This is a genomic window from Bradyrhizobium sp. UFLA06-06 (assembly GCF_054820065.1).
Genome location: NZ_JADFUD010000050.1, coordinates 17,859 through 43,195, shown reverse-complemented (window position 1 = coordinate 43,195; position 25,337 = coordinate 17,859). Strand labels below are relative to the sequence as shown.

26 protein-coding genes are annotated in these 25,337 nt (G+C 59.4%); 8 read left to right on the top strand and 18 right to left on the bottom strand.

Translation table 11 applies throughout. The features are described from left to right. Nucleotides 1-112: 112 nt before the first annotated feature. Nucleotides 113-802, bottom strand: a complete 690-nt coding sequence (locus tag IF803_RS31480) for a methyltransferase (protein WP_016844738.1) — start codon at nucleotides 800-802, stop codon at nucleotides 113-115. A gap of 810 nt (nucleotides 803-1,612) precedes the next feature. On the opposite strand from IF803_RS31480, the gene IF803_RS31475 reads away from it, so the two are divergent. Genes IF803_RS31475 through IF803_RS31465 form a run of 3 tightly spaced genes read left to right on the top strand, consistent with a single transcriptional unit; the run spans nucleotide 1,613 to nucleotide 3,631 of the window. After that, a complete protein-coding gene (locus tag IF803_RS31475) occupies nucleotides 1,613-2,188 on the top strand; it encodes a hypothetical protein (RefSeq protein WP_016844739.1) in 576 nt (191 codons plus the stop codon). After that, on the top strand, nucleotides 2,179-2,832 hold the full coding sequence (locus IF803_RS31470) for a hypothetical protein (RefSeq protein WP_016844740.1): 654 nt from the start codon (nucleotides 2,179-2,181) through the stop codon (nucleotides 2,830-2,832). The genes IF803_RS31475 and IF803_RS31470 overlap by 10 nt, the downstream gene beginning before the upstream one ends. Before the next feature lie 40 nt (nucleotides 2,833-2,872). Further along, nucleotides 2,873-3,631, top strand: a complete 759-nt coding sequence (locus IF803_RS31465) for a hypothetical protein (RefSeq protein ID WP_016844741.1) — start codon at nucleotides 2,873-2,875, stop codon at nucleotides 3,629-3,631. A 360-nt stretch (nucleotides 3,632-3,991) separates the two neighbouring features. Here the strand turns inward: IF803_RS31465 and IF803_RS31460 are convergent, their stop codons facing one another. Together IF803_RS31460 and IF803_RS31455 are read right to left on the bottom strand one after the other, a co-directional pair. After that, complete coding sequence (locus tag IF803_RS31460) at nucleotides 3,992-4,375, bottom strand: VirK family protein (protein ID WP_225161277.1); 384 nt, start codon at nucleotides 4,373-4,375, stop codon at nucleotides 3,992-3,994. A 961-nt stretch (nucleotides 4,376-5,336) separates the two neighbouring features. After that, nucleotides 5,337-5,819, bottom strand: coding sequence for a hypothetical protein (locus IF803_RS31455; RefSeq protein WP_155258733.1), 483 nt, complete (start codon nucleotides 5,817-5,819; stop codon nucleotides 5,337-5,339). An 895-nt stretch (nucleotides 5,820-6,714) separates the two neighbouring features. On the opposite strand from IF803_RS31455, the gene IF803_RS31450 reads away from it, so the two are divergent. The 4 genes from IF803_RS31450 to IF803_RS31435 are packed head-to-tail and all read left to right on the top strand — an operon-like array spanning nucleotide 6,715 to nucleotide 9,994. Then, nucleotides 6,715-7,104 carry a hypothetical protein gene (locus IF803_RS31450; RefSeq protein WP_125459152.1) on the top strand — a complete coding sequence of 130 codons (390 nt, stop codon included), beginning with the start codon at nucleotides 6,715-6,717 and terminating at the stop codon, nucleotides 7,102-7,104. Nucleotides 7,105-7,145: 41 nt separating this feature from the next. Next, a complete protein-coding gene (locus tag IF803_RS31445) occupies nucleotides 7,146-7,835 on the top strand; it encodes a response regulator (protein ID WP_026192327.1) in 690 nt (229 codons plus the stop codon). Between the two features lie 28 nt (nucleotides 7,836-7,863). Beyond that, nucleotides 7,864-9,318: a type II and III secretion system protein family protein gene (locus tag IF803_RS31440; protein WP_016844746.1), complete on the top strand. Its 1,455-nt coding sequence runs from the start codon at nucleotides 7,864-7,866 to the stop codon at nucleotides 9,316-9,318. A gap of 10 nt (nucleotides 9,319-9,328) precedes the next feature. Continuing rightward, a complete protein-coding gene (locus tag IF803_RS31435) occupies nucleotides 9,329-9,994 on the top strand; it encodes a CpaD family pilus assembly lipoprotein (protein WP_016844747.1) in 666 nt (221 codons plus the stop codon). Between the two features lie 128 nt (nucleotides 9,995-10,122). On the opposite strand, the gene IF803_RS31430 is transcribed toward IF803_RS31435, so the two are convergent. The 11 genes from IF803_RS31430 to IF803_RS31380 all read right to left on the bottom strand — a co-directional run bounded on the left by IF803_RS31430 (nucleotide 10,123) and on the right by IF803_RS31380 (nucleotide 18,562). Next, a complete protein-coding gene (locus tag IF803_RS31430) occupies nucleotides 10,123-11,160 on the bottom strand; it encodes an EscU/YscU/HrcU family type III secretion system export apparatus switch protein (protein WP_018269952.1) in 1,038 nt (345 codons plus the stop codon). Next, a complete protein-coding gene (sctT, locus tag IF803_RS31425) occupies nucleotides 11,157-11,978 on the bottom strand; it encodes a type III secretion system export apparatus subunit SctT (RefSeq protein ID WP_016844748.1) in 822 nt (273 codons plus the stop codon). The genes IF803_RS31430 and sctT overlap by 4 nt, the downstream gene beginning before the upstream one ends. Nucleotides 11,979-11,988: 10 nt before the next feature. Continuing rightward, nucleotides 11,989-12,264 carry an EscS/YscS/HrcS family type III secretion system export apparatus protein gene (locus IF803_RS31420; protein WP_016844749.1) on the bottom strand — a complete coding sequence of 92 codons (276 nt, stop codon included), beginning with the start codon at nucleotides 12,262-12,264 and terminating at the stop codon, nucleotides 11,989-11,991. 2 nt (nucleotides 12,265-12,266) lie between these two features. Beyond that, nucleotides 12,267-12,932, bottom strand: coding sequence for a type III secretion system export apparatus subunit SctR (gene sctR, locus IF803_RS31415; protein ID WP_016844750.1), 666 nt, complete (start codon nucleotides 12,930-12,932; stop codon nucleotides 12,267-12,269). After that, a complete protein-coding gene (gene sctQ / locus IF803_RS31410; protein ID WP_016844751.1) occupies nucleotides 12,925-13,926 on the bottom strand; it encodes a type III secretion system cytoplasmic ring protein SctQ in 1,002 nt (333 codons plus the stop codon). The genes sctR and sctQ overlap by 8 nt, the downstream gene beginning before the upstream one ends. Nucleotides 13,927-14,039: 113 nt before the next feature. Next, the gene (locus IF803_RS31405) at nucleotides 14,040-14,576 is read right to left on the bottom strand and encodes a YscO family type III secretion system apparatus protein (protein ID WP_018269951.1); all 537 of its coding nucleotides are present in this window, start codon (nucleotides 14,574-14,576) and stop codon (nucleotides 14,040-14,042) included. Next, nucleotides 14,552-15,907 carry a type III secretion system ATPase SctN gene (sctN, locus tag IF803_RS31400; protein WP_026192326.1) on the bottom strand — a complete coding sequence of 452 codons (1,356 nt, stop codon included), beginning with the start codon at nucleotides 15,905-15,907 and terminating at the stop codon, nucleotides 14,552-14,554. Before sctN ends, IF803_RS31405 begins: the two co-directional genes overlap by 25 nt. Next, nucleotides 15,904-16,527: a type III secretion system stator protein SctL gene (sctL, locus tag IF803_RS31395; RefSeq protein ID WP_016844754.1), complete on the bottom strand. Its 624-nt coding sequence runs from the start codon at nucleotides 16,525-16,527 to the stop codon at nucleotides 15,904-15,906. The genes sctN and sctL overlap by 4 nt, the downstream gene beginning before the upstream one ends. Beyond that, a complete protein-coding gene (locus IF803_RS31390; protein ID WP_276325804.1) occupies nucleotides 16,524-17,144 on the bottom strand; it encodes a nodulation protein NolU in 621 nt (206 codons plus the stop codon). Before IF803_RS31390 ends, sctL begins: the two co-directional genes overlap by 4 nt. A gap of 23 nt (nucleotides 17,145-17,167) precedes the next feature. After that, nucleotides 17,168-18,043, bottom strand: a complete 876-nt coding sequence (gene sctJ, locus IF803_RS31385; protein ID WP_016844756.1) for a type III secretion system inner membrane ring lipoprotein SctJ — start codon at nucleotides 18,041-18,043, stop codon at nucleotides 17,168-17,170. Continuing rightward, the gene (locus tag IF803_RS31380) at nucleotides 18,044-18,562 is read right to left on the bottom strand and encodes a nodulation protein NolB (protein WP_233475196.1); all 519 of its coding nucleotides are present in this window, start codon (nucleotides 18,560-18,562) and stop codon (nucleotides 18,044-18,046) included. A 171-nt stretch (nucleotides 18,563-18,733) separates the two neighbouring features. Between IF803_RS31380 and IF803_RS31375 the strand changes: the two genes are divergently transcribed. After that, nucleotides 18,734-19,429 (top strand): hypothetical protein, encoded by a 696-nt coding sequence (locus tag IF803_RS31375; RefSeq protein ID WP_026192322.1) that lies wholly within the window; start codon nucleotides 18,734-18,736, stop codon nucleotides 19,427-19,429. 613 nt (nucleotides 19,430-20,042) lie between these two features. Here the strand turns inward: IF803_RS31375 and IF803_RS31370 are convergent. The 4 genes from IF803_RS31370 to IF803_RS31355 all read right to left on the bottom strand — a co-directional run bounded on the left by IF803_RS31370 (nucleotide 20,043) and on the right by IF803_RS31355 (nucleotide 25,259). Then, nucleotides 20,043-20,798, bottom strand: coding sequence for a hypothetical protein (locus IF803_RS31370; RefSeq protein ID WP_233475198.1), 756 nt, complete (start codon nucleotides 20,796-20,798; stop codon nucleotides 20,043-20,045). A gap of 1,300 nt (nucleotides 20,799-22,098) precedes the next feature. Further along, nucleotides 22,099-22,269, bottom strand: a complete 171-nt coding sequence (locus IF803_RS31365; protein ID WP_155258801.1) for a hypothetical protein — start codon at nucleotides 22,267-22,269, stop codon at nucleotides 22,099-22,101. A gap of 96 nt (nucleotides 22,270-22,365) precedes the next feature. Beyond that, nucleotides 22,366-23,439, bottom strand: coding sequence for a ribonucleotide-diphosphate reductase subunit beta (locus IF803_RS31360; RefSeq protein ID WP_162136766.1), 1,074 nt, complete (start codon nucleotides 23,437-23,439; stop codon nucleotides 22,366-22,368). Next, on the bottom strand, nucleotides 23,430-25,259 hold the full coding sequence (locus IF803_RS31355; RefSeq protein WP_225161267.1) for a ribonucleoside-diphosphate reductase subunit alpha: 1,830 nt from the start codon (nucleotides 25,257-25,259) through the stop codon (nucleotides 23,430-23,432). Before IF803_RS31355 ends, IF803_RS31360 begins: the two co-directional genes overlap by 10 nt. Nucleotides 25,260-25,337: the final 78 nt, after the last annotated feature.

Genomic DNA, 25,337 nt, shown 5'->3' with positions numbered 1-25,337 from the left:
AACTCGGCCGGCGGTCTTCGCTATCGAACTACCGATCCGAACGAGTCGTGAACCGGTACTTTAGCAGTTTGACCAGCAGCAGCGCTTGGCGGATCCAGGAGCCGAAGAGGCTTCATCGAATCGTGAGCTCCCAGATGATCCGGATATGCCCGCCATGAATCGATGGTCGGAAAATATGCATATTTCTAACACGCAGGTTACTATTATCGATCAAGTTCAAGACGCGCCCAATATCTCCCTGATCAGAAAAGACGACATACATCAGGCCGTTGGCGTTGAGCCAATTATGCGCTCCGCCGAGAGCTGAGGCCATGGCGCTGTGATCTTCGTCAAAGCAGGAGCGCTCCAAATCGTCCCTTGCTTTTCGGTTCCAGTACGGGGCGGCAAACAAAATACGGTCGAACTTTTCTTCAGGCTGCAGCGCAGAATAGATGTCACTGAGGCGCGCTTCTGCCTGCTTGGAATGACCTAACCGCTCGATGTTTAACTTTGTGGTGAGAACGGCTTGCGGATTGATATCGAGAGCCACCAGGTGTTCTGCCCCAGCGCGAAGTGCCGCCAGCCCCAGGACGCCTGATCCGCATCCCAAATCCCATACTGTTGCTCCAGATTGGATGTGCCACTTCGATATCAAGGCGTCGGGAGCGTGACTTAGGCGTGGCGACAGAACGCCGGGGAGAATGTGCAAGAGCATACCGCACACTTCCACGTCGTGCGGGTGTTCGCATGACCGCAGATCCGCGATCATAGCGTCTACATCGGTCGTTTGGCGCCGCGCCGATATGGCTTTGGGGGCAGTCATTCAAATCTCCAGTTCCCTGGCGCGCGCTTTGCCTCATCGTCCTGCCATCCAATCGATGGAACGCCCTATTGAGCAAGTGCGCCTGCTGTTGCACTGTACAGGGCCTACCGGTTTAAAGAGTTTCGGGCAGGTTTGTCCCAACGTGTCTGAATGCGCTTTGCGCCTTCGCCGACTGTCATTGCCTCTCAATAAGCAACGGCCGTGCCATCGGAATTCAAAGCGCTCGGCTTCTGATTTTCCTTGGAGAACGACTGCCGGCAGCTCTGATGTTCTGCCGCCCCGACGATTGTCTCCGGCGGTGTCGGACTCCGAACACGTATGACCAAGTTGGCGTACGAATGGCTTCGTGTTGCGGCTATTCTCGCAGCTATTCTCACGGCAGGTTGACCGGAAATCAGAAGTTGCGACCTGGAAACTTCGACGAGAGCTCGTCAGGAATAGACAAGATTTCGCACAATTCACGATTTGATGCCGCCCCAATGGCTATCTAGCTGATTTAAGAAAAAGCGATATTTCACCCTGCGCTTGCCTCCGACGATCGAAAACTCGCCGACGCCATACCGGCCTTCGCCATCATAGCGCCGATCGCCTGAATCGAGATAAGGAGGCGATCATCAATGGAGCGGCATACCCTTGTTGCAGCTCAACTCCTCAACCCGCGCCCACTTTTATCACAATCCCCTCTTTGTGTCTGCGATCCGCGCTGCAGCGCCTCGGAGCAGACACTTTCCGGACCTCGTTCACTCTACCTGACGGGAAGTCACGTCAGGTTTTGGAAAGTTAACATCAGTAGCGAGGAACCACAGAGCTATGCTGGCGGACGAGATCATGGACCGATTGAGCACTATCAACCAAGCTGATCATGATTCGGCTGCATCCAATGCGGCCGCGGAACAACCGCAACAGCCGCAAGCGGAGTTCGAGCAGCACCTGCTGGACGCGCCAGGGGCCGACCCCATATATTCCCATAGAGAGCTTTATGATGTCACCGAGGAGGACGATCGCCTCATCCAGGCGGCATCCGGCGCTGCTCTCAAGCGAGATTTACCGCCGAGGCCTACCACCGTCAGTATTTATGATCGTCGGCTTCGCAAATTGGCTGAAGCGCTGAAGCAGGATGGCAAATCAATTTCTGGCCTCGATGACAATGCGTTGCTCGGACACGCTAGAAAGCTGCTGCCGAACGACAAGGTGATCGCCCCGCATTGTCAATGGTCAGTCGGTACCGCGAGCCTGACGCAGACGCTCTCCCCCTCAGAACACATTATCGTCCTTCCAGGGAAGATGAGCGTCTCATCAGGGAGGCTGCCGAGGCACGTTTTGGTCGACAGATCGGCGAGAAAAAGGCCGGGGGCTATGCGAGCGGGCTGCGGAAGTTGGCGGTAGCGCTCCGCCCGTCGTCCATTGCCAAGCTCAGCGATGACAAACTGCTCGGCCACGCAGTCCGTTTGTTTCGAAATGACAAGACGCTCATCGCCGCCTTGAACGCTCTCCGCGACTATCGCGCGATCGTCGGGCGGGGTAATTTGGGCGCAGAAGGAGGCAGTTCGCGGCAGGTCATTCAACCGCCCTCTCCTTTGCCCATGCGGCCGGTCGATGAACAGCGCTTGGGGAGCGCTGCGGATCGCGACGCCTCACTACCGGCTGATGGTTTCAATACTCTGCAGGTTTGGCACGAGCCAAGTTTAGCCCCTCATTCTCCGATACATAGTGTGGCCCAGGATGAGCTTTTCGATACCGCGGAGCAGAGCAGCGAGCTTTCAGCTCCTGGCTTCGATGCACCATTGCTTTCGCAGCAAATGCGTTCAGCGACTTCATCGCCCGCGCCAAGTTTCACTCAGGAAGAACTTTTCGATGCCGTGACCGGTTGGCAACGAATGCACTCGGCGACTTCATCGCCCGTGCAAAGTTTCCTCCAGGAGGAGCTTTTCGATGCCGTGACCTGGCGACCCAGCCCGCGGCCGAATTTCGTCCCTGAAAACTATTTTGGACGGATGATGGACCAAGGCGCTGCGGCCCAGACCACTTGAGCGGACGTCCTTTCCAGCCAGCGACAGCTTTGATGCTTCTTTGGCCGTTCCCGAGGACTTCTCCCACGGCACCCAGCCTGCGCCGGATATGATGCGCTCCAAGCTGGGTCGATGGGGTCTGTTGCCCGATGCAGCACAGTGGGTAAAGACCTACGATATTCGCGGTGAAGGCTATACGGGCGTGTTGGGACCGCGAGGGCCCAATGATGTTCAGCTCATCCATCTGCGGTCTCCCGCTGTCGGCGATACGTTCGATGTGTCGTTTGCCGTTCCCAAGGACTTCTCGCATCGCACCCAGCTGGCTCCTGACATGATGCTATCCACGTTGGGCAAGTGGGACTTCTTGCCTGTTGCGGAATATCCGGTCATGAACTACGAGATCGGCGGCGAACGCTACACGGCCATGTTGGGACCGGGAGGACCCAACGACGTTCAACTCATTCACCACCCTCGGCCCGCTTTGCTGGGCGAAGCGACGCGTGCGGTGGGGAGGGCTTCCCCGGGTATCGACGTCGGTCCTGCGCCAGGGTTTGATGCACCCGCACCTTTCGAATGGCGCGAGGACGCCCCTTCGGCGCTGGCGCCAAACCGTACACAGCCGAAAGCCTACCTGGAGGCCGCGTTCTTCTCTTCCATCGGCCGCTATTTGGCTAAACAAGGGGCTCGTCGGCGATGTATCTATCACGTTGTCGTCGCATTCGGCAGCGACGGCACTTTCAGCCGAGCAGACCCGAGAACCATCGGGATACAAGATGCGAACGCGCTACAAGACCATGGCTTGGCCGACGATCAAACGTGAATCATCACCGGCCGGTGGACCATTCGGATTGGAAAGAATGTCTCACTAGGGTCGCGGACAAGGATGCGAACGTACTTTGGCGACCCGGTTTTTGGTTTGATGAGGGCCCTTGGCTCCTGATCATACCAGCATAGCCGGCACTGGCGATCCTCCGATCACAAAGATCCGATGAGGATCGTCAGCCCTCATATGGCGCCTTTGAGCGAACTGGCGCACCTTCGTGCAACTCGGACGCCCAGACGAAAGACGGTCAGAGACAATCCGGCCGTCTTCACGATCTATATTATCGTGCCATGCTCGGTGAAGCATCCACGCGGTTAAGGAAACAGCTTCGAAGTGGGGTCCTGCGCCGTGCTCTTCTTACCAGATGAACTTCGCGCCATCAGGCAGGTCGCAGATGAATTCGCCCTGGTGCACAAGTTCGGTGGTCCCGACGACAAGCTTCGAGGCCCGCACCGTGAGCTTGCCTTCGCGGCTGAGGCTATGGCGGATGTACTCGGTGACGGCATGTCCCGCGCTGTCCACCGTTTGGTGCGCATTGGCGAAGCTGATGCCGTTCTGGGGCGTCACCCTGAAGGCATTGATGACCAGACCGGCCTGCGTCGCCGACGCAGGCTTGCTACCCTCCGCGTTGGCACAGCGGCTCATGTCCAGGATGAGCTTCACGTTCTTTCCGGTCTGCAGGGCATTGAGCACCTCCGTGTATTTTGGCGAAGGCTCGTCGGCTCTCGCCATCGTGCTCATGCTTGCGGCCGAAAGCAGGGACAACAGGATCGTCAGCCCTTTGCCAGTACACTTCATATGCTCATCTCCCTCGATAAGTACCAAAGATCGCACGCTGCAAGACGTCGTCCTCGCAAGCCGTTTGGCGGATTCCAGACATCAAGCACGCCGCGCCCTGCGACAAAAACAACCTGTCGCGACCAAGCACAAGTGGTTGTGACGGCCATTCCGACGTCACAACCTCGTAGGTCAGGTTTACTAAAGTGGCCTGAGCTCGTACGACATCGCTGGAACGATTCGATCGACCGCCGGCCGCCTAGAACTACAAACGGCAACCGGTCGCGCCAATCCAACGGAGGCCGATATGACCGAGCGGCCCCAAATGCGCCTAAGCGGGCGATTTCCGAAAGAAGACTTCGACCAACCGCATCTGCCAGCTTGTCCACGTTGAGACCTGGTAGGACTCTCTGCCCGCGGGGATGGCCGACAATGGGTGGCTGGGCGAACAAGCTCAGTCAAGACACCCGATCTCGCCCTCGTCGAAAACAGGAACGCCAGATGGCACAAAGCAGTGTCGACTTCAAATATATCGCTTTGCGTGGCTTCTGTCTGGCTGACCGCTCACCTCACTGAACTGAATTCATCCGGCACCCCTCAAACGGATACTGGCTTCCTTCCTGGTCCGTCAGCTTCTCGAAAGCTGCACCTGCAAAACTCCATGCCAACGGCCGGCACTCGAGGGGAGATGGAAGAAGAATGAATGTTGATCCACGGAATCCCGCAGATACTCCCTTTGAGGCTCACGGCGTCCTGAAGCAGCCTCACCGCGTGGACCGGCAGCCAGACGAGCTGAGCGCACACACCGACGCGCCGGCACACAGGTCCTAGCATCAAGCAAGCTTTGAGCAGCAGCTAGATGACTTGAGGTCCGACGCGTGGTGCCCATTTCGACCTGCCCTTCCAAATTGATCTTTGACGTCACTCATTCGGGCGGGCTTCGGCTATTGCCTGACATCGATCCGGTCGCCGCGTTCGTGCCCGAGACCGAACCCGTGTCGTGAGCCGGAGAACGCCTTCGGCGAAATACGGGACGCGCGTTTTGAAGACCGTCAAGCGCAGTAAACGCCGCATCAAACACGGCAAGCCGCGCAGCCGCTCTACGCCTATCCGCCTTTTGAATGCGTTCCATCAAAACAATTGATTTTGCCGATCCTGCATGAAGCCCCCATAGTCGGTTGCGATCTTTGGAGGCAGCATTCAGGAATGTGGTGTGACAATCGATTCTCTGTCCAATCCCTTGCCGGTCAATTCCACTTCGGCAATCGCGCGTCTGCATCCAGAAGATCACGCGCCAGATCAACGCTTCTTGCGGCCAGCCAAAGTCAGCCTGCCAATCGCCACGTGTGAGGCGATCCGGCAATCGCACGCTTACGCGCGCAACGGCTTCGCCCTTAACGCGCAGCAAGTATGGCTGCCTCATGCCATCGTTGCAGGTCAGACTGCGCGTCATAGAATTTGGAGAGACGAGATGCTCACGACGTTGGAGAAAGTAAGACCGACAGAGATCCTCAAAGCTGTGACCGTGTCCAGACTGCCTCGCTGTCGCCTCAAGACGCGCACAAGTTTGAGGGTACGTTGTAACCAATTGTTAAAGACACTTGAATCTCACCCAACGTCAGATTGTAGGATTTCCGACAACCTCGCGACACACAACCGCGCTCGCGCGAACACTTCCCGACAGGTAGCAAGAATTGCGAACGTCTCTCAAACTCAACGCCACACCACTTCGCTCGGTCACACGGATCGATCACTCCTGTCGACGGCGTGTTCTCAACACCGCTTACGTGCAGCGCGAAGGAATCAGTGCGACCCCTGTTGCAGCCGGATCAGGATCTAGCATTCGGGCCGAAAGCAGGCTCTGTTTACCTCGCACTGTCCGTGCACCACGCAACCAAAAACTCGAGCTTCGATCATTCCGCCGCCGCTCATCCAAGATGAGATGCAGCTGGCGCAATGACCTCGATCAGAGGCGTCCTAACCCCGACAAGCAGCGCCCCTATCTGCCCCTCATTCACGACTTGTCGATGGGGCGCAGCATTGGACGCGGCAAAACATCGGGATCGTTGGCGCCCTGCATGTCTATCACCGGCTAGGGAGCGGTTTTCTCAGTAGTCGGAAGGCACATCGATCTGTTCGTCGTACATCGCTGCGCCGGAGGCATCGTCCAGATGCGTGGCCTGAAATTGTCATTCACGCGGAACACCTTGCCTCATCGGGACTTGGCGACGCCACAGGCTCGACAGCATAGCAAGATTGACCGCGGGGCCGGGGCAAGGTGGAAGTGGTGGGGAGTTCCAACAATGTCGGTTTCGCCAGGCTGTTCAGCCACAAATCCATCGGCTCGCTCCTGGGTATTGGCTTCGATTGCGCGCTCTAACGCCATCACGATCGAAGACGGCTACTCAGTGCGTGCAGACATCTCTGCGATCAATGCTCAGATCCGCCAATCTGCTGCAACCGCTTGCGGCCTCGTGAATGATTTTGCATCTCTTCCCGGCATAAAGGGCCCGCTCGGCATCGCCGGCGACGTATGCAGTCACCGTCGGGTCATCGCATTTTTCAATCTCATGATAAGTATGTCACCGGGATTGATCGCCCGCCACCACGCTCCGCTTCGTCGCTGCCGCACTTTGGCGCTCACGCCAAGGCGGACGTCTGTCAGTTTCGTCGAACCTCTTGGTCAACCGTGACGCGCTTAAGGTCTTGGCGTGTATGGACGAGAGGCGATGAAATGCGAATTCTCCTGGTTGATCATCATGCGGACTTTGCCCGTGCTGTGAAGGAAGCGCTCCCCTATTGCGGGTTCGCAGTTGACGTGACACGCACGCTGGATGAGGCGGCGGCCGCGCTGGATTGCGCCAACTATCACATTCTTTTGCTCGAATTGGTTCTGCCCGATGGAGACGGCTTGGATTGGCTGAAGCAGCTGCGGCGCGAGGGACGCTCGATGCCGGCCATTATGATGAGCAGTCTCAACGATCTCGGCCGGCGGATTGCGATCTTCAATGCGGGCGCGGACGATTTCCTCCCCAAACCCGTATCGACCGAGGAACTCATCGCACGCATGCGGGCCATTCTGCGGCGGTCGACGCAAATGACGGCGCCGCTCGTGACATTCGGCAATCTGCACTTCGACCCCATTGCGAGGCAAGTCGCGGTCGGTGGTCGGATACTGAAGATTGCCCGCCGCGAAGTGTGCATTCTTGAACATTTGCTCAACCGTGCCGGCCGCACCGTGCCGCGCGCATCACTGGAGGACAGCCTGTACGCGTTCGACGATGAGGTCTCGACCAATGCGCTGGAAGTCGGGATCTATCGCCTGCGCACGCATTTGAGCCAGTCGGGTGCGACGCTCAGGATCAAGACCGCGCGCGGCGTCGGTTACACCCTTGAACTCATTGAGGCAGCCTCGGCTGCCTGATTAAATCGAACTCGAAAGCAACAATCCCTTGAAGGTCATTTACAATGCTGCCGGCACCGATGAGCCGTCGATGGTCGCCAGCGCGTCGCGCTCTGCCGGTTTATCTCGCCTCTGCTACGTCCTGTGCGGATTTGCTATGCTGTTTTCATCTGCTGCGGCAGCCGAGATCAAGCGGGATGGCAAAGGAGAACCGCCACGCGCGGCGCCGGGCGGCACCTCCGGCACGCTGAACCTGACTTCTTCACAGGGCAAGACAGTTCATCTGACCGCTGCGGCGACCAGCATCTTTGTTGCTGACCCGACGATTGCGGATTATCAGGCACCGTCGAACACGACGATCTTCGTGTTTGGCAAGAAATCCGGACGGACCAGCCTCTTTGCCCTGAACGAAAACGGCGAGGCTCTCGCCGAGCTGCGCGTGGTCGTTACACAGCCGATCGAGGACCTGCGAGCAACGCTTCGAGCCGAGGTTGGCGACTATCCGATCCACGTGAGCTATACCCCACGCGGCGCTATCCTAAGCGGTACGGCGCCCAATGCCGAAGTCGTCGAGACCGCCAAGAAAGTTACCGAGCAGTTTCTTGGGGCCGGGTCACTGGTCGTCAACAAGATCCAGGTCGCCGGGTCGTTGCAGGTGAATCTCAGCGTACGGGTCGCAGAAGTCTCCCGCAGCGCCGTCAAGGATCTCAATATCCATTTCACCGCATCCAGCCCGAACGGCGCTTTTCTGATCAGCGGCAAAGATGGCGGGTCTGGCGCCGCCGGCGGCGGCGGCACGATCGGTATCGGGTTCAGCGCCGGCAATACCAATCTCAGCGCTGTTCTCGACGCGCTCGCCAGCGAACACCTCGCCTCGATCCTGGCTGAGCCGAATCTGACGGCGATGTCCGGCGAGTCCGCAAGCTTCCTGGCCGGCGGCGAATTCCCCATTCCTGTGATGCAGGATAATCGCCAGGTTTCGGTTCAATTCCGCCAGTTCGGCGTGAGCCTCGAATTCGTTCCGACGGTTCTCAACAATAATCAGATCAATGTCCGTGTGAAGCCCGAAGTCAGCGAACTGTCGAGCGAAGGCCAAGTCAAGATCAATGGCATGGAAGTCCCTGCCCTCTCGACGCGGCGGGCCAGCACCGTGGTCGAGCTCGCCAGCGGTCAGAGCTTTGCAATCGGCGGACTGATTAGGCGCAACTTCAACAACGACATCGGTGAATTTCCCTGGCTCGGCGACGTGCCGATCCTCGGCGCGCTGTTTCGCTCCTCATCGTTTCAAAAGCGAGAAACCGAACTTGTCATTATCGTCACGCCTTACATCGTGCGGCCCGGATCGAACCCGAGCCGGATGAGTGCGCCGAGCGATCGCATCGCACCGCCGTCGGACGCGGGCCGCATTTTGACGAATACGCTGGCGCGACCGCCAAAAGACCGCGATGCGCCCCGCACCAGCGCACCAGGATTGACCGGCAGCGCCGGCTTTATCATCGAATGAGGATCGTCAAATGACTCTGCGACATCTGTGCCATTTGATCGTTATGGCGGCAACGTTGGGTGGATGCGCAAATAGTGCTTCGGTCCGTTCCGAGCCGGCTGAGCAGGCGATCCAGGTGGAACAGAAGAGCAGCGTCTTGTTCTTGCAGAGCCTTCGTGGCTCTGAAAGGCATCGGCTGCGGAATTTCATTGCGCATGCCAGTGGCGGTCGCCGGGATGCACTCCATATTGATGTCACCGGCTCACCCCGGCTCATTGCACAAGTGGCCCACGAGGCCCGTGCCATGGGCATCGCCCCCTATAACATCCGCCTGGCCGCCTCCCCGATCGATCTGCCCGCCCGCTTCGGGGTGCGGATCGAGGCCATCACCTTTGAGGCCCATCCTCCCGTTTGTCCATCTCTTTCCATCGTCGGACCTGCGGTAAACGACAATTCATTCGATCCGACCCTTGGCTGCTCGACCAGAAACAATCTGGCAGTCATGGTCAACGATCCGATCGACTTGCTGGACAATCGATCTGTCATGACAAGTAGTGGCGATCGCGCCGCTAGTCCTCTTGCCAGCTACGGCACCTTTGCCCCGCCCAACAAGAGCAAAGAGGAAGATGGAGGGAGCAACAGGGCAACACCGGAAGCCCCCGCGGCGACGACGAGGGACGTACAGCCCCCTCGATGAGGGGCTGGCGCCACCGTCAAGATGATCCAGGGTTTTTTCGTTCCGATTGAATTAGAACGGGTCTCTATAGATTTTCGCTCTGGCGCGTTTCTTCACGCGAACCGGGACCCGCTTCGCCCGGAAGCACTCTAGACCAGGCCGCCAGCGTAAAGCGCTTTTGCGACCGCCTCGAAATATTGCGAAGGAACCGGGTTGCCGAGCTTTGCTGTGCCGAGCAGCTGTCGCGCCAGGACGTCGTCATCCACAACCTTGAGGCCCAGCGCGCGCGCCTCGCCAAGCAGTTTGGAAGCAGTTTCGCTCTCGCCACGGCAGACCAGGATCGGCACGCCGGTTTCGCCGCGAACATAGCGCAGCCCAACCAGGGTTGTGGATCCCGTTAGGATCAGGTTGGCGCGATGAACGCCAAGGGGAGCCTCGTTCGCGGACTCCTGGCGCAGACGCCGATGTTCGCGTTTCACTTGCGGATTGCCTTGCTGTTCCTTGTTCTCGCGCTTGGCCTCGGTTTCGGTCATGCGCATCTCCTGCAGGAACAACCAGCGCTGGATCAGAAGATCAGTCAATCCGCCGACGAGAAACGCCCCGCCCGCAATCCCGGCCAGCAGCTTGACCTCGGTGAAGACCAATCCGAAACAGCCCATGCCACAGACCGGCAAATACACCAACGCTTTCCAGCTAGCGGTCACGGTGAAGAAAAAGCACGTCCCGAGGAGCACCACCTTAACCAGAGTCTTGCCAAGCTCGATGGCCGATCGTTTCGATGCGATCCGCGTCAAGCCCTTGATGGGATCCAGTTTCTCAAGTTTCGGTTTGAGTGGCTCCAAAGCAATCATGAAGCCGCCATTGGCCAGAACATTAGCCAGAAGGGCAGCTGCCACGGCCGCCGCGAGTAAAGGCCCGACCGTTGCGATCGAAAGTTCCAGTAAGCCGCTGAGCGCCTGCGGAACGGCGCTCGTGAAAGGCTGCTCCTGCAGTTTGTCGATCAGCCGGACCGTTTCATGCCACTTGTCTTCGATCGCTCCCGCTCTCCACCACAGACAGGAAAGACCGGCGCAGGCGCTGACCCCGCTCACCAAATCCGCACTGCGCGCGCTCTGCCCCTTCTTGCGTGCATCGCGCAGCTTCTTGGGTGTCGGAGGAAGCTTTTTCTCCTCGCTCGTGCCGCTCATTTCAAGAGCTTCTTGAAATGCTCGAGTACGTTGTTCGACGTCAGGATTTCAGCTCCCGCATATTCGAGGAGATAGACGGTGTAGCTGACCATGATGACGCCGAAGGCGACATTCTTGATCGTAGGCGAAAGATCGTTCAGCTTTAGCTGGGATGCAAAGCGGCCGAGCATCATGACCGACACGTCGATCAGCAGCAGCAGGGCCAGCACGGGCCCGGCGACCAATAGCGTCGTCAGCATGATATGATCGAGAAGGGCGAGGCATTCCATTGCCCCTTGTGCCGTGACCGCAGGCAGGAACCGATACACGGGCCAGATCAGATAGCTGCCATAAAGGCTGCTCACCATGGTCTGAAGGCCGCCGACCAGAACGAAGATCGTGACCGCAGTGACACCGAGAAAAAGCCCGGTTCCCGACGCCTGGCTGTGCGTTGCAGGATCTTCTGCCGCAACCTGGCTCGAGATTCCTCGCTGGGTATCGATGATGTCGCCGACCGCCTGGATGCTCCATAGGGGAATACTGAGCAGGATGCCGAGCAGAAGGCCGACGAAGACCTCCTTCAAGCCGAGCATGGCGACGCTGACCAGACGCGTGTTCGGGTCGAGCGCCTCCAGGCCGAGCTTGATCTGCGGGAGGCACGGCAGTCCGATCGCAATCGTCAGACTGCCCCGAATCAGGCCGCTGATACGCGGCCGCGTAAAAACGGGAAGCACAAGCATGATGCCTAAGGCGCGGGCCGCGCTTAGGCCGGTTGCCGCGGCAAGTTCGATGCCGCCCTGGACGAGAGCGTGCGCATCGGTGGGTGAAAGGCCAGCCATCCAGGTCCCGCTAGTATCTTGCGGTGAGTGCAGGAAACTCGCTGAAAATGCGCTCGGCCTGTTCGATGAGCGGAGCACTGAGCACAGGAGAGAAGCCGGCGAGCACGGCGACGACGACCAGAAGCTTCACCGTCAGGGGCAAGGTTTGATCCTGGAGCTGGGTTGCCGCCTGGATGAGGCCAATGATCAATCCCGAAATCAGGGCTGCGAGGAGCGGCGGCAGAACCCAGATCATGAAAAGCACGAGCGATTGGCTCAGGTGCATGAGGATGCTGGCTTCGTTCATTGTCAACCTCCGGGCGTCGTGTAGCTTAGCACCAGCCCGTGCATGAGACGTGACCAGCCGTCGATGGTGACGAATAGAAAGAGCTTGAATGGAACAGATATTACTGTCGGTGATACCATCGACATCCCCATGGCCATTAAAATCGTCGTGACGATCAGATCGATGGTGATAAAGGGAAGATAGAGAAGAAAGCCGATTTCGAAGCCGCGCTTGAGCTCCGAGATCAGGAACGACGGCACAAGAATCACAAAATCATCAGCCGTGGCACTGCCGCGCATCTCCTCCGACCAGACATGTTCGGCCGACGATAGGAAGAACCGGCGCTGCTCTTCATTGGTGAACTTCTTCAGATGGGCGCGCAGCGGCTCCTGCCCCTCCTTGGCGGCCGTCACCCAGTCATCGAACGTTTGGTAGCGGAGTTGCGGATCCGTCAGGCGGTTGTAGGTCTGCTCAAACACCGGCGCGCTGATGAAGACCGTTAGGATCAGTGCCGCCCCATACAGGACAATGTTGGGCGGTATCGATTGGGTTCCGAGCGCGTTGCGCACCAGGAAAAGCACAACGGAGACCTTTATGAAAGCGGTCGTTGTAACGACTGCGAAGGCGAGCAGGCCGAGGCCGACCGTGATCGCAAGAAGCGCCAGGATGCTGGGTTGAATCTCAGTCATTGACCGTCAGCCTGCCGCGTAACCTGACGGCAAGTTCCTCGCCGATCCGCACGATATCGCCGCGGCCGATACGCTGCCCGTTGGCAAGAATATCGACGGGGCCGTCAAGCGAACGGCCGAGTTCGAACACATGGCCTTCGTTGATGCTCCGCAAGGTTCCAATCGACATCGGCCAGCGGCCACATTCGAATACGAGCGTGATCTCGAGACTGTCGATATCGGCCTCGGAGGGGAGCTGTTGTGCTTGGGGTTGTGTCGTCATGTGTCCACTTTTCAGGGGGTGGGATTGCGAGCGGAATGGCCCCCGCAGAACCAGCCTTTCGCCGGCGATCTTGGCAGGAGCCCACAATGCGCTCGCAGTGAGGATGACCTGGCCTCGAGCAAGCGGAATAGCGTCCGGCAGCAGCGCATCGCCTCGCTGTGCCTGACGAACAAGGCCGATCGTGATGCGGAGCGAACCAACCTGGCCTGCGACAATGACAGGCAGTTCAGAATGAAGCTTGGGCGTCTGTCGCGGCAATCGGCCAAGCAGTTCGCCCAGGACGCTGAACGCTGGCGGAACCAGAGCGTCAAGAGACGAGAATAAAAGCAGGCGAACCTTACTCGCGAGCTGACCATAGGCGACGTCGAATTCCAGGTATGGACCTGATTTCGCCGCTTCATCGGTGCGCAGAAGCTGCAAATTCCGCTGCATCAGTCGCTCCAGTGGAGCGAGCAACGGCTCTAGCGCCAGTTCAAGGACCAGCGAACGCGTCGGCTCGGAAGGTAAGCTCAGGCCGTTCTGTACGGTTGCAACCAGCGCTTCAGCAAGCGGGACGGGCAAGGACAGGACGAGCATTTCGCCGCCTGCGTCAAAGACACAATCAAGCATCGATGTCTCAGTCGGCTCGACCTGCCAGACAAGCCGATTTATACGCAGCGATAGCGGCTTGTCGCCGAGACGGCTTTGCAGAGGTCCGCGGAAAACCGCGATCTCATTGAGCCACGAGACCACAGCATGCGAGAGGATCGGCTGCGCTCTGAATGGCACCGATCCGTCCGGCCTCTGGGTCGCAGGCGACGCCTGCTCCTCACGGCATGCTGGCGTTAAGGTAGAAGTATCGACCATCAGCTCGGCTCGTCTCCCCTTTGGGCGGACGCGCCTCTGCGGTAGCGAAGCAACACCTCATCATCGGCTTCGATTTCCGTCGCGGCTTCAACATGAGCATTGGTGCTTCGCTCAACGTCACGCTCGATCTCTTGCCATTTGTGGGACGCCGCCGAACGTTTGGCCCAAAGCGTCCGCGCCTCACGGACTGCAGTCTCGGCCTGATCTTGAGCGGAGCGCGCCTCGTCAAGAACCCGCTGGGCTGCCGCGATGTCCTCTGCGAGTCGGCCGATGATAAGATGGTGGCGGCGCTCGAGTTCGCTGACGGATATCGCGTTCTCCGATAACATCTGCCGATAGAGTTCGGCTTCGACCCTTGCGCGGTGTCTTTCGGCATTTGCAAGCCGCTCGCAAGCCTGTGCGACAGCTTCATCTGCGACGCGGCGCTTGGCTTCCATGTTGGACAGCTCACGAAGGGCACTCCGCTCCCTCATGTCCTTCACCAGCCGCAATTTCGACGCATGAACACAGTTCATGCGGTCAGACGCGACATCCATGCCACCGTCTCCCCAAAATTGCATGCTTCGTCCTGGCCCTGACGCAGGAACGTGCGCAACTCCTCGATCGAGGCGATCGCCCGGTCGGTCAGCGGATCGGAGCCTTGCTTGTATTCGCCGACCTTGATCAAGAACTCGGCCTCGGCGTAGCGCGAAAGCAGATCACGGAACAAGGAAGCGGCCTTGCGATGCTGAACAGACACGATGGCATCCATGACGCGGCTTCGGCTCGACAGCACATCGATTGCCGGAAAATGCTCTCGCGAGGCTAACGCGCGCGAGAGAATGATGTGCCCGTCAAGAATGCCGCGAGATTCTTCGGCGATTGGGTCGCCCGTGCCGTCACCTTCGACAAGCACGGTATAGAAGGCCGTGATGGAGCCATGCTCGCCCATGCCGGCGCGCTCCAACAGGCCCGGCAGCAGTGCAAAGACGGACGGCGGAAATCCGCGCCGGGTCGGAGGCTCTCCTGCGGCAAGGCCGATTTCGCGCATCGCGCGGCTAAAGCGCGTTAAGGAATCCATCATAAGAACGACGCGCAGCCCCTGATCACGAAAATATTCGGCCAGCGCCGTCGCCATATGGGCGCACTGAGCCCGCTCCATGGCCGAACGGTCGGAGGTCTCAACAACGACGACCGAGCGGCGGAGCGCTTCGCCAAGATGGCGCTCGATGAATTCACGCACCTCTCGGCCGCGTTCGCCGATCAACGCGACAATCGTGACGTCGGCGGCTGCACCCTTGACGATCTGCGACATCAGTGTCGACTTGCCACAACCGGCGTCTCCATAGATTCCGATCCGCTGGCCTTCTCCACATGTCAGGAGCCCATCCAGGACACGAACGCCGAGCGGAAAAGACTGTTCGATACCGCGTCGTTTCATGGGGTTAGGCGCCTTACCACGCAGCGGGCGCACTTCGCCAGCCTTTATGGGGCCCTTACCATCGAGCGGACGACCGAAACTGTCGATCACGCGGCCGAGCAAATCGGGGCCGACCGACACTACCTGCATTCGCCCGGTCGTGACGACTTCCGCACGGTTGGACAAGCCGACCATGTCACCGATCGGCGTGAGTAACACCCCGTCCGGCAACAAACCGATCACTTCGGCCTCGAGCGACCATCCGCTGCGGGGATCCTGCAAGAGGCATAGTTCCCCAACCCGGGCCTCCGGCAGGACGGCATGGAGCAGTGTACCGATCGCCCGCGTGATCCGACCGCGGACGGCACGCGTGTCGATATGCTTAGCGGAAGATCTCAAGGATGACAGTGCGGAGTGGACTGCCCCTTCTTCAGCCGCAGCATTATGGGTCGGTCGTTGCGTGGTCATGGCTCACCTTCGTGCGAAGGCAAGCCAAACCCCAAACGAAGCGCGCGGAGCTGCGCGGCAAGTCCGAGGTCGACATTGCCAAACTCGCTCCACAAAACGCATTGGTCCGCCGCGAGCGCCGGATCCAGCTCGATCCTGACCTTGGGCCGGCCCTCCTGTCCATTGTAAACTGCGAATTCGCTGGCAAGCAGATCGGCCTTTAAGGGCGATACGTGAAGGCAAACTTCCGTGTTCTTGTACTTTTGCTCGATCGCGTGACGAATACTGCGCACCAGCATCTCTCCCGGATCAAAGGCGCCAAGCAAATCGCGCACGATCTCAATGACCAATTCGGGCAACTGCTGCTCCAGAACGGCTTTTCGCTGCGCGAGTTCACACGCAGTCTGCGCAATCAGTCGCGTCATTTCCTCTGCGCCCGCCTTGACGCCCTCGGCATGACCGCGCCACCGTTCCCGCTCATAAGCTTTGCGTCCCCAGCTGCGAACACGCTGCAGGTGCCGTTCGGCAGCGGCCCGCGCGTCCACGGCTTCATGCCAGATCTTGAGCTCGGCTGCCGGGATCAGGGGTCCAAGCGGGCGGAACTGCGGGGTCACAGGCAATGCTGGGACGTCGACTGTCATACCGTGGTGGCCTCCGCCCGCAAATGGGTCATAACCAAGGAGAGCAGCGGGCCCGCGGCACAACGGTGCTCAGCCGCCGGATTGTCCACGGCGGTCCCAACGGGCAGGCGTAGAAGCACGCGGATACGGTCGAGCGCTGGAGCCTTGTCGAGCCAGGCGCCAAGACAGGCATGCCCGTCGTGTTCAATCTGTCGCGACAGGCGTTCGGGATCGGCAATAGGCGTTGTTGCGACCGCACTGGATAAATGCCGGATGGCGAAAGCATGCGCTTCAGCACCGATCATTTCGACCAAAATTGACAGATCGTGCTTTGAAACCAGCTTCAGGACGGAGCGTGCATGCCAGATACTGCCGGCGAACAGGGCAGCCCGCCGCGGATCATGCCCGAGCAAAGGATCCTCGTTCCAGCCCGCTCCGCTTACATCGACTTCGTGGCCGACCAACAGTGCGGCCAGTCTTGGCTGCAGCCTAAAACTCTGCTGTAGTCGGAGCAACGTGGCAGGCGACAGCAGCGGATCAAGACAGGCAGCAAAACGGCTTGGGTGGATCGAGACAACAAGCTCGCGCAATCGATCGGAAGCCAGCGTGAACGAACGATTGGGTTCGGTGGAAGACATTGATACCGACATGAGCGTCCTGGCTATGTCGAATCAGACATGATCTTTTTACCAGCAGCCTGAACGGCGGGCACATTCGAACGCCTGTTGAACATGATCAGGTTGCGCGATGATTGCCCGAACTGACGAAGACGCGCACCGAGCAACACATAAGATGCAATGACGAATATGGCGCCGGCGCCTCCAACCCCAAGCGCAAGCCACGGCGTTGAAGCAGATTTTGCGCTTTGAGCTGAAGCGGCTGTCGGCGACGCTGGCTGCTCAAGCGGAGTTCGCTCAACCGGCACGAAGACCACAGCCACCTTGTCGTAGGACAGCCCTTCGATGCTGTTGGCTACGAGCATCTTGATCTGAGGCAACAGCGCCGAGAGCTTTGCGTTGGAGCCATGTCGGATGAAAACCGACGCTGAGGACGGGGTCGCATCTTGCCGCAACAGATCGTTTTTAGGAAGGACCACATGGACCCGGGCGGAAAGGACGCCATCGATATCGCTAATGGTGCGCGACAATTCCTCGCTGAGGGCATAAACGTAACGGGCCCGCTCCTCGATCGGCGACGCAACGAGGCCCGATCCCTTGAATACCTCGCCAAGATTCTTGAAAGATTGGCGCGGCAGCCCCTCAACATTCAGCAAGTCAATCGAATAGGCGAGCTGCCTTTCCTCGACCTGGATCGTGCTGGTCCCATCTTTGGCGACAACACGAGCTGCATCGACACCCTTGCCAAGGAGAAGCGCAAGCATCTCATTGGCTTCACGCTCCTGAATCTTACTGTAGAGATCAGCTTTGCAGCCGAGCAACGGAACAAGAAGGGGCAGAGCAAGGCAAACGCGAAGCCGTCGCCACGATTGACGGCTGCCGTTGCCCGCACTGCACATCACACCACGCATCAGCTTCATTCAGCCCGCCGAAAGCAGCTTGTTCAGCGACGAACTCACGGCGCTGGTGCTCTTAGAGACAAGGGAAACCTGAACGACGTCCCGGTAGACATCCCGCAGATTCACCACCATCGAATCGAAATCTGCCGCTACCGGTTTAACTGTCTCATGCGCGCCGATGTCGAGCGGCTGCAATAGCGGCTGCGCGGCAGGTCCGGGCTGGATGACGCTCGGCGCAGACGACACACTACCGACCGCCGGAGCACCGACATGACTGTGGTACATGGTAGAAAGCGCTTGAAGGATGCGATCGCCCGGCGGATTCGCTAGCGTGTTCGTGCGCTGCACTTCCGATACCGGCGGAACGACTGCGGCTCTATCTGCGACCGATGAGGTGGCACTCTGGTCGGAGGCCGCTTGCGCAAGAGACTGCTCAAAGTGCGCCTGCTCGCCGGCGGCTGCCGGCGAGCAGGCATTGGCAAGACAGTCGGCTGAATTGGGTGAGATCGGCGTTGCGCCTAACATCATATAAGGAGTCATTGCGCTCGTTGATGAAACCAGGCGTTGTCTGACACTGAACGGATCAAGATCGTAGTACGGTGAGCTGACGAAAACCTGACGAGGATGCGCCGCCTTGCGTCATCTAAAGATCACGTTTGGCGTCCAGGCTGGACCGAAATTCCAAGTTTAATTCTCAGAAGGCCTTCAGGAATGTTTGTCCGATCCACGATGGTATTGAAGAGAATTCTTTACGCCGGAGGTTTCATCTGTCTTGGAATGGTCAGCGCGCTTGGCGCCCCCCTCTCGCTGCCGTCGGCCCCTTATAGCTACACGGTTTTGGACCAGGACCTTTCTGCCGCGCTGCAGGAGTTTGGCAACAATCTCAATATCAGGGTCAATGTCAGCACTGAAGTGAAGGGCCGGATTCGCGGACGAATGCCGGACCTGCCACCGCGCGAATTCCTCGAGCGTTTGACCAACCTTTACAATCTTCAATGGTATTACGACGGCCTCGTTCTTTACATATCCGCGGCCCACGAGGCGCAAAGCCGACTGATGGTGTTGAGCCCGATCAGCTTCGATGCGTTCAAGACCGCGCTCGATGCGCTCAACATCTCCGATGAACGCTATATCGTGAAACCGGCCCCCGGCGATGGCCTCGTCCTGGCTTCGGGCCCGCCACGCTTCATCGCGCTGGTGGACCAGACGTTGAAGGGCCTTGTGGCGGAGGCGCAGGCGCGGCGCAATCCTGCCGCCGCCGAAGGGCCGCCGCGGGATTCGGTTTTGATGTTGTTTCGCGGCTCCTCGAGCGTGGTTATTCGGGACGGACGCCCGGAAGGGCATTATTCGCCCGACGCGCCGCATCAGGACGGCACCGTGCGGGAGGCTGGCACGGGCCAGAAGTGACTAACCGATGCGAAAACACCTTCAGCCGAAGTCGATCCGATCTGTATTGGCTCAAATCCGTCCGATCGTCAGCTTTTCGAACGCTAATGCGCCCAGCATGAGCGTGCGGATGTCTGGACGGCGGCGCCTGCTCCCGACCGCAACGGACGTGGGCAACCAGCCACGCTAGGCGCGAGCGGAAGTTGGTAAGCGCCAGTTTTGACGGGGGCTCGAGGGCTTAAAGGTCGACACGAGCTTCCGAACCAACTGCGTCGGAGCCGCAGGCATGAATACGAGCCGAGAGCCCGACTCACCAGAACCGCCTACGGACGCGATCGGCTTTCAGCAGCGGCTCAGTGGCGCGCATGCCAGGCCGTGTGGACTCTTGGTATTTCGCTGAGCCGCCAATGCCTGACCAATTTTCTGAAAGGACGCGTAACTAATGATTTAGTATATTCATCTTGGCGGGAGGCCAAGATGGCCAAGATAGTCGACAGCCTGCCAGAAAGGACGTTGCCAGGTGCTCCTGCCGTTGGCGACGTCGCGAAGGTCTGCTGGCGGCGGACTATGTCCGCGCTCCGCGGGCTGCTATGGAATGCTTACCCAGTGGGCGCTCGCCGTGTAATTGTCCAGATCAGAGGCCCGCGTCCATCGACGGTTTGATACGAACGAACCCCTCTTGTCGAAATTCGGCTGTGTGGGGCATACCCAGCATGGTGAAACTTGTGGTCCGGGAGTTATTGCTAGGCAAGAGGCCGGCCCTCCTTAGTATGTTGATCTGGGCATCCGAGGCCGTATGGGGACAGAAGACCCAGTGGTCGGCTATGAAACGCTCGTCCTCGGGAATGAAATTTGTGAGCTCCGACAGCGCAGCCCCGGCGGACGAGGATGGCCCGGCTTGCGAAGGTCCGGCCTGAGACGGTCCAGCCTGCGATGACCCGGCTTCCACATTCTGCCAAATTAGATCAGGATCAAACTCTGGGAGTTCCGCGATGGCTTGAGCGATCGGCTGCTGCGAGCCTGGCTGTGGAGAGCTTTCTCTGGCGGCCACCAATGGCCCGGGGGAGGGCGCAGCCGGCGCATATAGATCATCCTCCCGATCCAACAGTGATGAATAGGGATGCCCCGACTCCAAATATTGCGAATAGGGATGCCGGGCGTCCAGATATGGCGAGTAGGCTTTGCCCTGCTGCACGGGAGATCCCGCAGCAGGTGGCAGAGCACTATCTTCGACCTCGCGCAGCTGGTGCTCAAAGCCCGCTGGACCCGCGGGCGCTGATGGTGAATCGGGCTGCGGGCTTGTGTTCGTTGGGCTGATTGAGTTGAAATCCATCCTGCTCCTCCTTTGAAAGTTTGGCTCGAGCCATAGTTCGACGAAGGCCATTTGCATTGCGACCTCCAGAGAACTGTTTCGAAGGCTCGTGTGGAGTGCACCCTCCGAGCCGCCGGCAGAGCATCGGGTGTTCGATGTGCATCTCCATTAAGATGGATAGGCGGCATCGCCCTCTAGACATCCGCTCTCTCATGCTAAGAGAGTTAGCTTTCGAGAAGCTGACGAGCGTCAAGAGGATTCGCAATGAGCCAATGGAGAAGGCATTGACCTTCGCCACAAGCTGCTTCGCATTTTCAATTCATCTCTGCTTGGCGCAGACTTGCGCACGATGCTGTCCTGACGCGGCGCGTCCCCTGCAGTATCTCTCCAGCAGGCGGTCGAGGCTCATCCTGGTGTCGATCAGGATCTGATATGCCAGGATGAGGATGCCGGCCCTTCGCTGGACCGTGGCATGCCTAGCCGTCGCATGCCGGGCTATCGCTTGCAGGGCCATTGCAGGCCGGACCCCACGCTCGACCCTTGCAGCCGGACCGTCTCAGCCAGGTCCTTCCGAAGCCGCACCACCAGAACTGTCCGAGTTCCATATGTTGGACGGACGTCTCGCCAAGGATTACTGGGTTTTCATTGGCCAAACAGCCACAGGCGCTCAGATCGATATGCTGGAGTGCAGCGGAGTGAGACCGAGCAAGGACCGCCACAAAGGTTTTCACTCTTCTCGGGGTGCCCACACAGCCGAACGCAGAGCAGAGGGCTTCATTCGTCTCACGCCATCGCTGGACTCGATCCCTTGGCCCGAAGCCGGCTGAAGATCGGCCTGCGGACTCTGGGGAAGATCGGCCTCCCCACTAGCAACCATGGCTCGCGCCTCGGCAGGGCCATGTCTCTGGCGCCGACAGATTGAAATTGCGGACGGCAACGGCAGTCGGTGACGGCCCCCGGCCGGCGAAAAATTGCCAAGCTCCCACTTTAAGGCCCAATCGATCAGTGCAGAGACCTGGTCACGTCAAGATAGATGCACGGCGAGAGACAAACGATCACCAGTGCGCCCTCTTCTCACTTTTGCCTTCTCCGCCCTGCACTTTATATGAACCGACGCCGCGGAGTCGGCCACCTTGACCATCACGCGTGATTGTCACGTACACAGCCGCCGGCCCGCAGCATTCAAGTCAGGTTTTTCCGCGTCCCTTTGGCTAAGGTGCGTAAAACAGTTTCCGTCCGCCCTTCCCAAAAGGACGGCTAGCGTGCAACCAATTCTTCTTAAGCCGCATTGCAGGCGGCCTTAGCGCAAACCGCGTGGACATCGGTTACGTCGCGCGCCTCGTGAAACCGGGATTGAGTTCATTTGCGCATCGGCACATCAACGGGCGCAGTTTTCTTCGATCGGTTGCCCGATACCGCGCTGCCTCTGCTCATCCCAGCCGGAGCGTTTTTGATGAACTCCGATACTGGCGGACACCTTAGGTGTGCTCAACACCTCCACTTTGGCACGTCCATCCCAAAGGCCCGCGACCATGATTTCGAGCGGCATAGATCAAGGTCCGCTGCGGCCCCGCAAGCAGCGGCAGAGCCGACTTTCGCAAACGTCCGAAAATGCGGGGGCGCTCCAAAGCGCCGTTCCGTCTGGCTACGTCCGGCCGAAAGCTGCCCACACCCCGTCTTCGCCGTCCCAGCTGCCGCGGCTCGCCGCCTTGGAGTACTCGGTGGCGCGCTGCTCGAAGAAATTAGCGTGCTCGACGCCATTGAGAATCTCGACGAGCCAAGGCAGCGGATGCGCCTTGAGCTGGGTGAACCCGCCCTCCTTGGCTTCGAAGAAGCCGAAGACCGGGGCAATCCGCAACTGGGTCAGTCGCCAGTCGGCGACATAGCGGACGTAAGTGTGGATCTGCTCAGGCCTCATGCCCTCGATCTTGCCGAGGCCGAAGGCGAGGTCGACGAAATTCTCCTCCAGCTTCACCATGGTTTTGGCGACGTCGACGATATCGTCACGGACGGAGCGCGTCACCGCGCCGGTTTCTCGGTTCCATTCGTGAAACAGCTTGATAATGCCCTCACAATGCAGGCTCTCGTCGCGAACCGACCAGCTTACGATCTGTCCCATGCCGTTCATCTTGTTGTGGCGGGGGAAATTGAGCAGCATCGCGAAGCTCGCGAACAACGCCATGCCTTCGGTGAAGGCGCCGAACATCGCCAAGGTCCTGGCGACATCGGCTACTGTGTCGACGCCGAACTCGTGCATGTAGTCCGCCTTGGCACGCATCTCGGAATAGCCGCGAAATGCCTCGAACTCGGTCTTGGGCATGCCGAGCGTTTTGAGCAGCAGCGCATAGGCGTCGATGTGGACCGTCTCCATATTAGTGAAGGCCGCCATCATCATCTGGACGGTGAGCGGCTGGAAGATCGGGATGTAGCGCTTAAGATAGTTATCGCCGACTTCGATGTCCGATTGGGTGAAGAAACGGAAGATCTGAGTGAGCAGCGCGCGCTCACTGTCGGTAACGCGGTCCGATGCCCAATCCTTGAGGTCGGCACCAAGCGGCACCTCCTCGCCCATCCAATGGGTCTGCTGCTGGCGCTTCCAGAACTCGTAAGCCCAGGCGTAGCGATCGACGTCATAGCTGCCGGTCGAGTCGAGGAGGCCGACGCACCGTTTGCCGATCAGTGTGCGCGGATCGACGGATGAGAGATCGATCACTGACATGCGAGGCACTCCTCATAGTCAGTGTGCCGCTGCGGCTGCGGCGGCGCCGCGTTGTCGCCGTCAGCGATGTTGCCGGCGAACGCCGCGCGCGAGATCGATTTTGAACGGCAGTAGTAGAGGCTCTTCACCCCGCGCTTCCATGCCGTCCAATGCAGCATGTGAAGGTCCCACTTATCGACGTCGGCCGGCAGATAGAGGTTAATCGACTGGCTCTGGCAAATGAACGCGGCGCGGTCGGCGGCAAGCTCGACGATCCAGCGCTGGTCGATTTCGAAGGCGGTGCGAAAGACCGCTTTTTCGTGTTCCGACAGGGTGTCGAGATGGGCGACTGAACCCTCGTGCGCGATGATCGACTGCCAGGTCGCCGAAGTATCTGCGCCCTTGGCGGCCAGCAGCTTGGCGAGATGCGGATTACGCACCGAGATGGCACCGGACAAGGTCTTATGGGTGTAGATGTTGGCCGGGATCGGCTCGACGCAAGCGCTAGTCCCGCCGCAGATGATGCTGATCGAGGCGGTTGGCGCGATCGCGATCTTATGGCTGAAGCGCGCCATCACACCGCGTTCCAGTGCATCCGGGCACGGCCCACGCTCGCGCGCGAGCGTCACGGATGCCGCGTCGGCATCGCGACGGATTTTCCGGAACATGTTCAGATTGAACGACTTGGCCACGACACTTTCCATCGGAATGCCCTTGGCCTGCAGGAACGAATGGAAGCCCATGACGCCGAGGCCGACGGAGCGCTCACGCAAGGCGGCGTAGCGGGCACGCTTCATGCCGTCCGGCGCCACCGTGATGAAGTGGGTCAGCACGTTGTCGAGGAAGCGCATGACGTCCTCGATGAAGCCTGGCTTCTCATTCCACTGATCCCAGGTCTCGAGGTTGAGCGACGACAGGCAGCACACCGCGGTGCGCTCCTCGCCGCGATGATCGATGCCGGTCGGCAGGGTAATTTCGCTGCACAGGTTGGAGGTAGAGACCTTGAGGCCGAGCTCGCGCTGGTGCTTGGGGAGCGACCGGTTCACGGTGTCAATAAACAACAAGTAAGGCTCGCCGGTCTGCAGCCGGTTCTCCAGGATGCGTTGCCACAGTTGGCGGGCGTCGATCTCGCGGATGACATCGTTGGTCCTCGGGCTGCGCAGAGCGAACGCGGTGCCGGCGCCCACGGCACGCATGAACGCGTCGGTAACGTTGATCCCGTGGTGCAGGTTGAGACTCTTGCGGTTGAAGTCGCCGGACGCCTTGCGAATCTCGAGGAACTCCTCGATCTCGGGATGGTGGATATCGAGATAGACCGCCGCAGAGCCGCGCCGCAACGAGCCCTGGCTGATCGCCAATGTCAGGCCGTCCATGACGTGGATGAACGGGATGATACCCGAGGTAACGCCGCCCTTCACCTTCTCGCCGATCGAGCGAACGTTGCCCCAGTAGGTGCCGATGCCGCCGCCGTTAGAGGCAAGCCAGACATTCTCGTTCCAGGTGCCGACGATGCCTTCGAGCGAGTCCGACACCGAGTTAAGGAAGCATGAGATCGGCAGACCGCGCGTGGTGCCGCCGTTGGACAGCACCGGTGTGGCCGGCATGAACCACAGCCGAGACATCGCATCATAGAGACGTTGGGCATGCGCAACATCATCCGCGAAGGCGCAAGACACCCGCGCGAACATGTCCTGGAGCAATTCGCCGGCGAGCAGGTAACGGTCGGTCACCGTCAGCTTGCCGAACGGCGTCAACAGGTCGTCGCGCGTCCGATCGAGCTTGAGATCGGCCCGCCTTGGCGATGGAGCAAGGGGGCGCGGCAGCGGAGCCGGCGATGGCAAGACAAGACCCGACTCAGGCGGGGTAGGCCTTGCCTGCGCTGGGCGCGGCTGCACATGCGGCGGCTCAATGAGATGACC

Bases quoted from the DNA above. Each gene is read 5' to 3' on its own strand.
- IF803_RS31365 (WP_155258801.1), bottom strand. From the start codon at position 22,269: ATGCCGCTCGAAATCATGGTCGCGGGCCTTTGGGATGGACGTGCCAAA.
- sctR (WP_016844750.1), bottom strand. From the start codon at position 12,932: ATGACTGAGATTCAACCCAGCATCCTGGCGCTTCTTGCGATCACGGTC.
- IF803_RS31460 (WP_225161277.1), bottom strand. From the start codon at position 4,375: ATGAGCACGATGGCGAGAGCCGACGAGCCTTCGCCAAAATACACGGAG.
- IF803_RS31390 (WP_276325804.1), bottom strand. From the start codon at position 17,144: ATGTCTTCCACCGAACCCAATCGTTCGTTCACGCTGGCTTCCGATCGA.
- sctN (WP_026192326.1), bottom strand. From the start codon at position 15,907: ATGACCACGCAACGACCGACCCATAATGCTGCGGCTGAAGAAGGGGCA.
- sctT (WP_016844748.1), bottom strand. From the start codon at position 11,978: ATGGCTGGCCTTTCACCCACCGATGCGCACGCTCTCGTCCAGGGCGGC.
- IF803_RS31475 (WP_016844739.1), top strand. From the start codon at position 1,613: ATGCTGGCGGACGAGATCATGGACCGATTGAGCACTATCAACCAAGCT.
- IF803_RS31405 (WP_018269951.1), bottom strand. From the start codon at position 14,576: ATGGATGTCGCGTCTGACCGCATGAACTGTGTTCATGCGTCGAAATTG.
- IF803_RS31360 (WP_162136766.1), bottom strand. From the start codon at position 23,439: ATGTCAGTGATCGATCTCTCATCCGTCGATCCGCGCACACTGATCGGC.
- sctL (WP_016844754.1), bottom strand. From the start codon at position 16,527: ATGACAGTCGACGTCCCAGCATTGCCTGTGACCCCGCAGTTCCGCCCG.
- IF803_RS31380 (WP_233475196.1), bottom strand. From the start codon at position 18,562: ATGACTCCTTATATGATGTTAGGCGCAACGCCGATCTCACCCAATTCA.
- IF803_RS31430 (WP_018269952.1), bottom strand. From the start codon at position 11,160: ATGAGCGGCACGAGCGAGGAGAAAAAGCTTCCTCCGACACCCAAGAAG.
- IF803_RS31450 (WP_125459152.1), top strand. From the start codon at position 6,715: ATGTCGGTTTCGCCAGGCTGTTCAGCCACAAATCCATCGGCTCGCTCC.
- IF803_RS31375 (WP_026192322.1), top strand. From the start codon at position 18,734: ATGTTTGTCCGATCCACGATGGTATTGAAGAGAATTCTTTACGCCGGA.
- IF803_RS31420 (WP_016844749.1), bottom strand. From the start codon at position 12,264: ATGAACGAAGCCAGCATCCTCATGCACCTGAGCCAATCGCTCGTGCTT.
- IF803_RS31445 (WP_026192327.1), top strand. From the start codon at position 7,146: ATGCGAATTCTCCTGGTTGATCATCATGCGGACTTTGCCCGTGCTGTG.
- IF803_RS31370 (WP_233475198.1), bottom strand. From the start codon at position 20,798: ATGCAAATGGCCTTCGTCGAACTATGGCTCGAGCCAAACTTTCAAAGG.
- IF803_RS31480 (WP_016844738.1), bottom strand. From the start codon at position 802: ATGACTGCCCCCAAAGCCATATCGGCGCGGCGCCAAACGACCGATGTA.
- IF803_RS31435 (WP_016844747.1), top strand. From the start codon at position 9,329: ATGACTCTGCGACATCTGTGCCATTTGATCGTTATGGCGGCAACGTTG.
- sctJ (WP_016844756.1), bottom strand. From the start codon at position 18,043: ATGAAGCTGATGCGTGGTGTGATGTGCAGTGCGGGCAACGGCAGCCGT.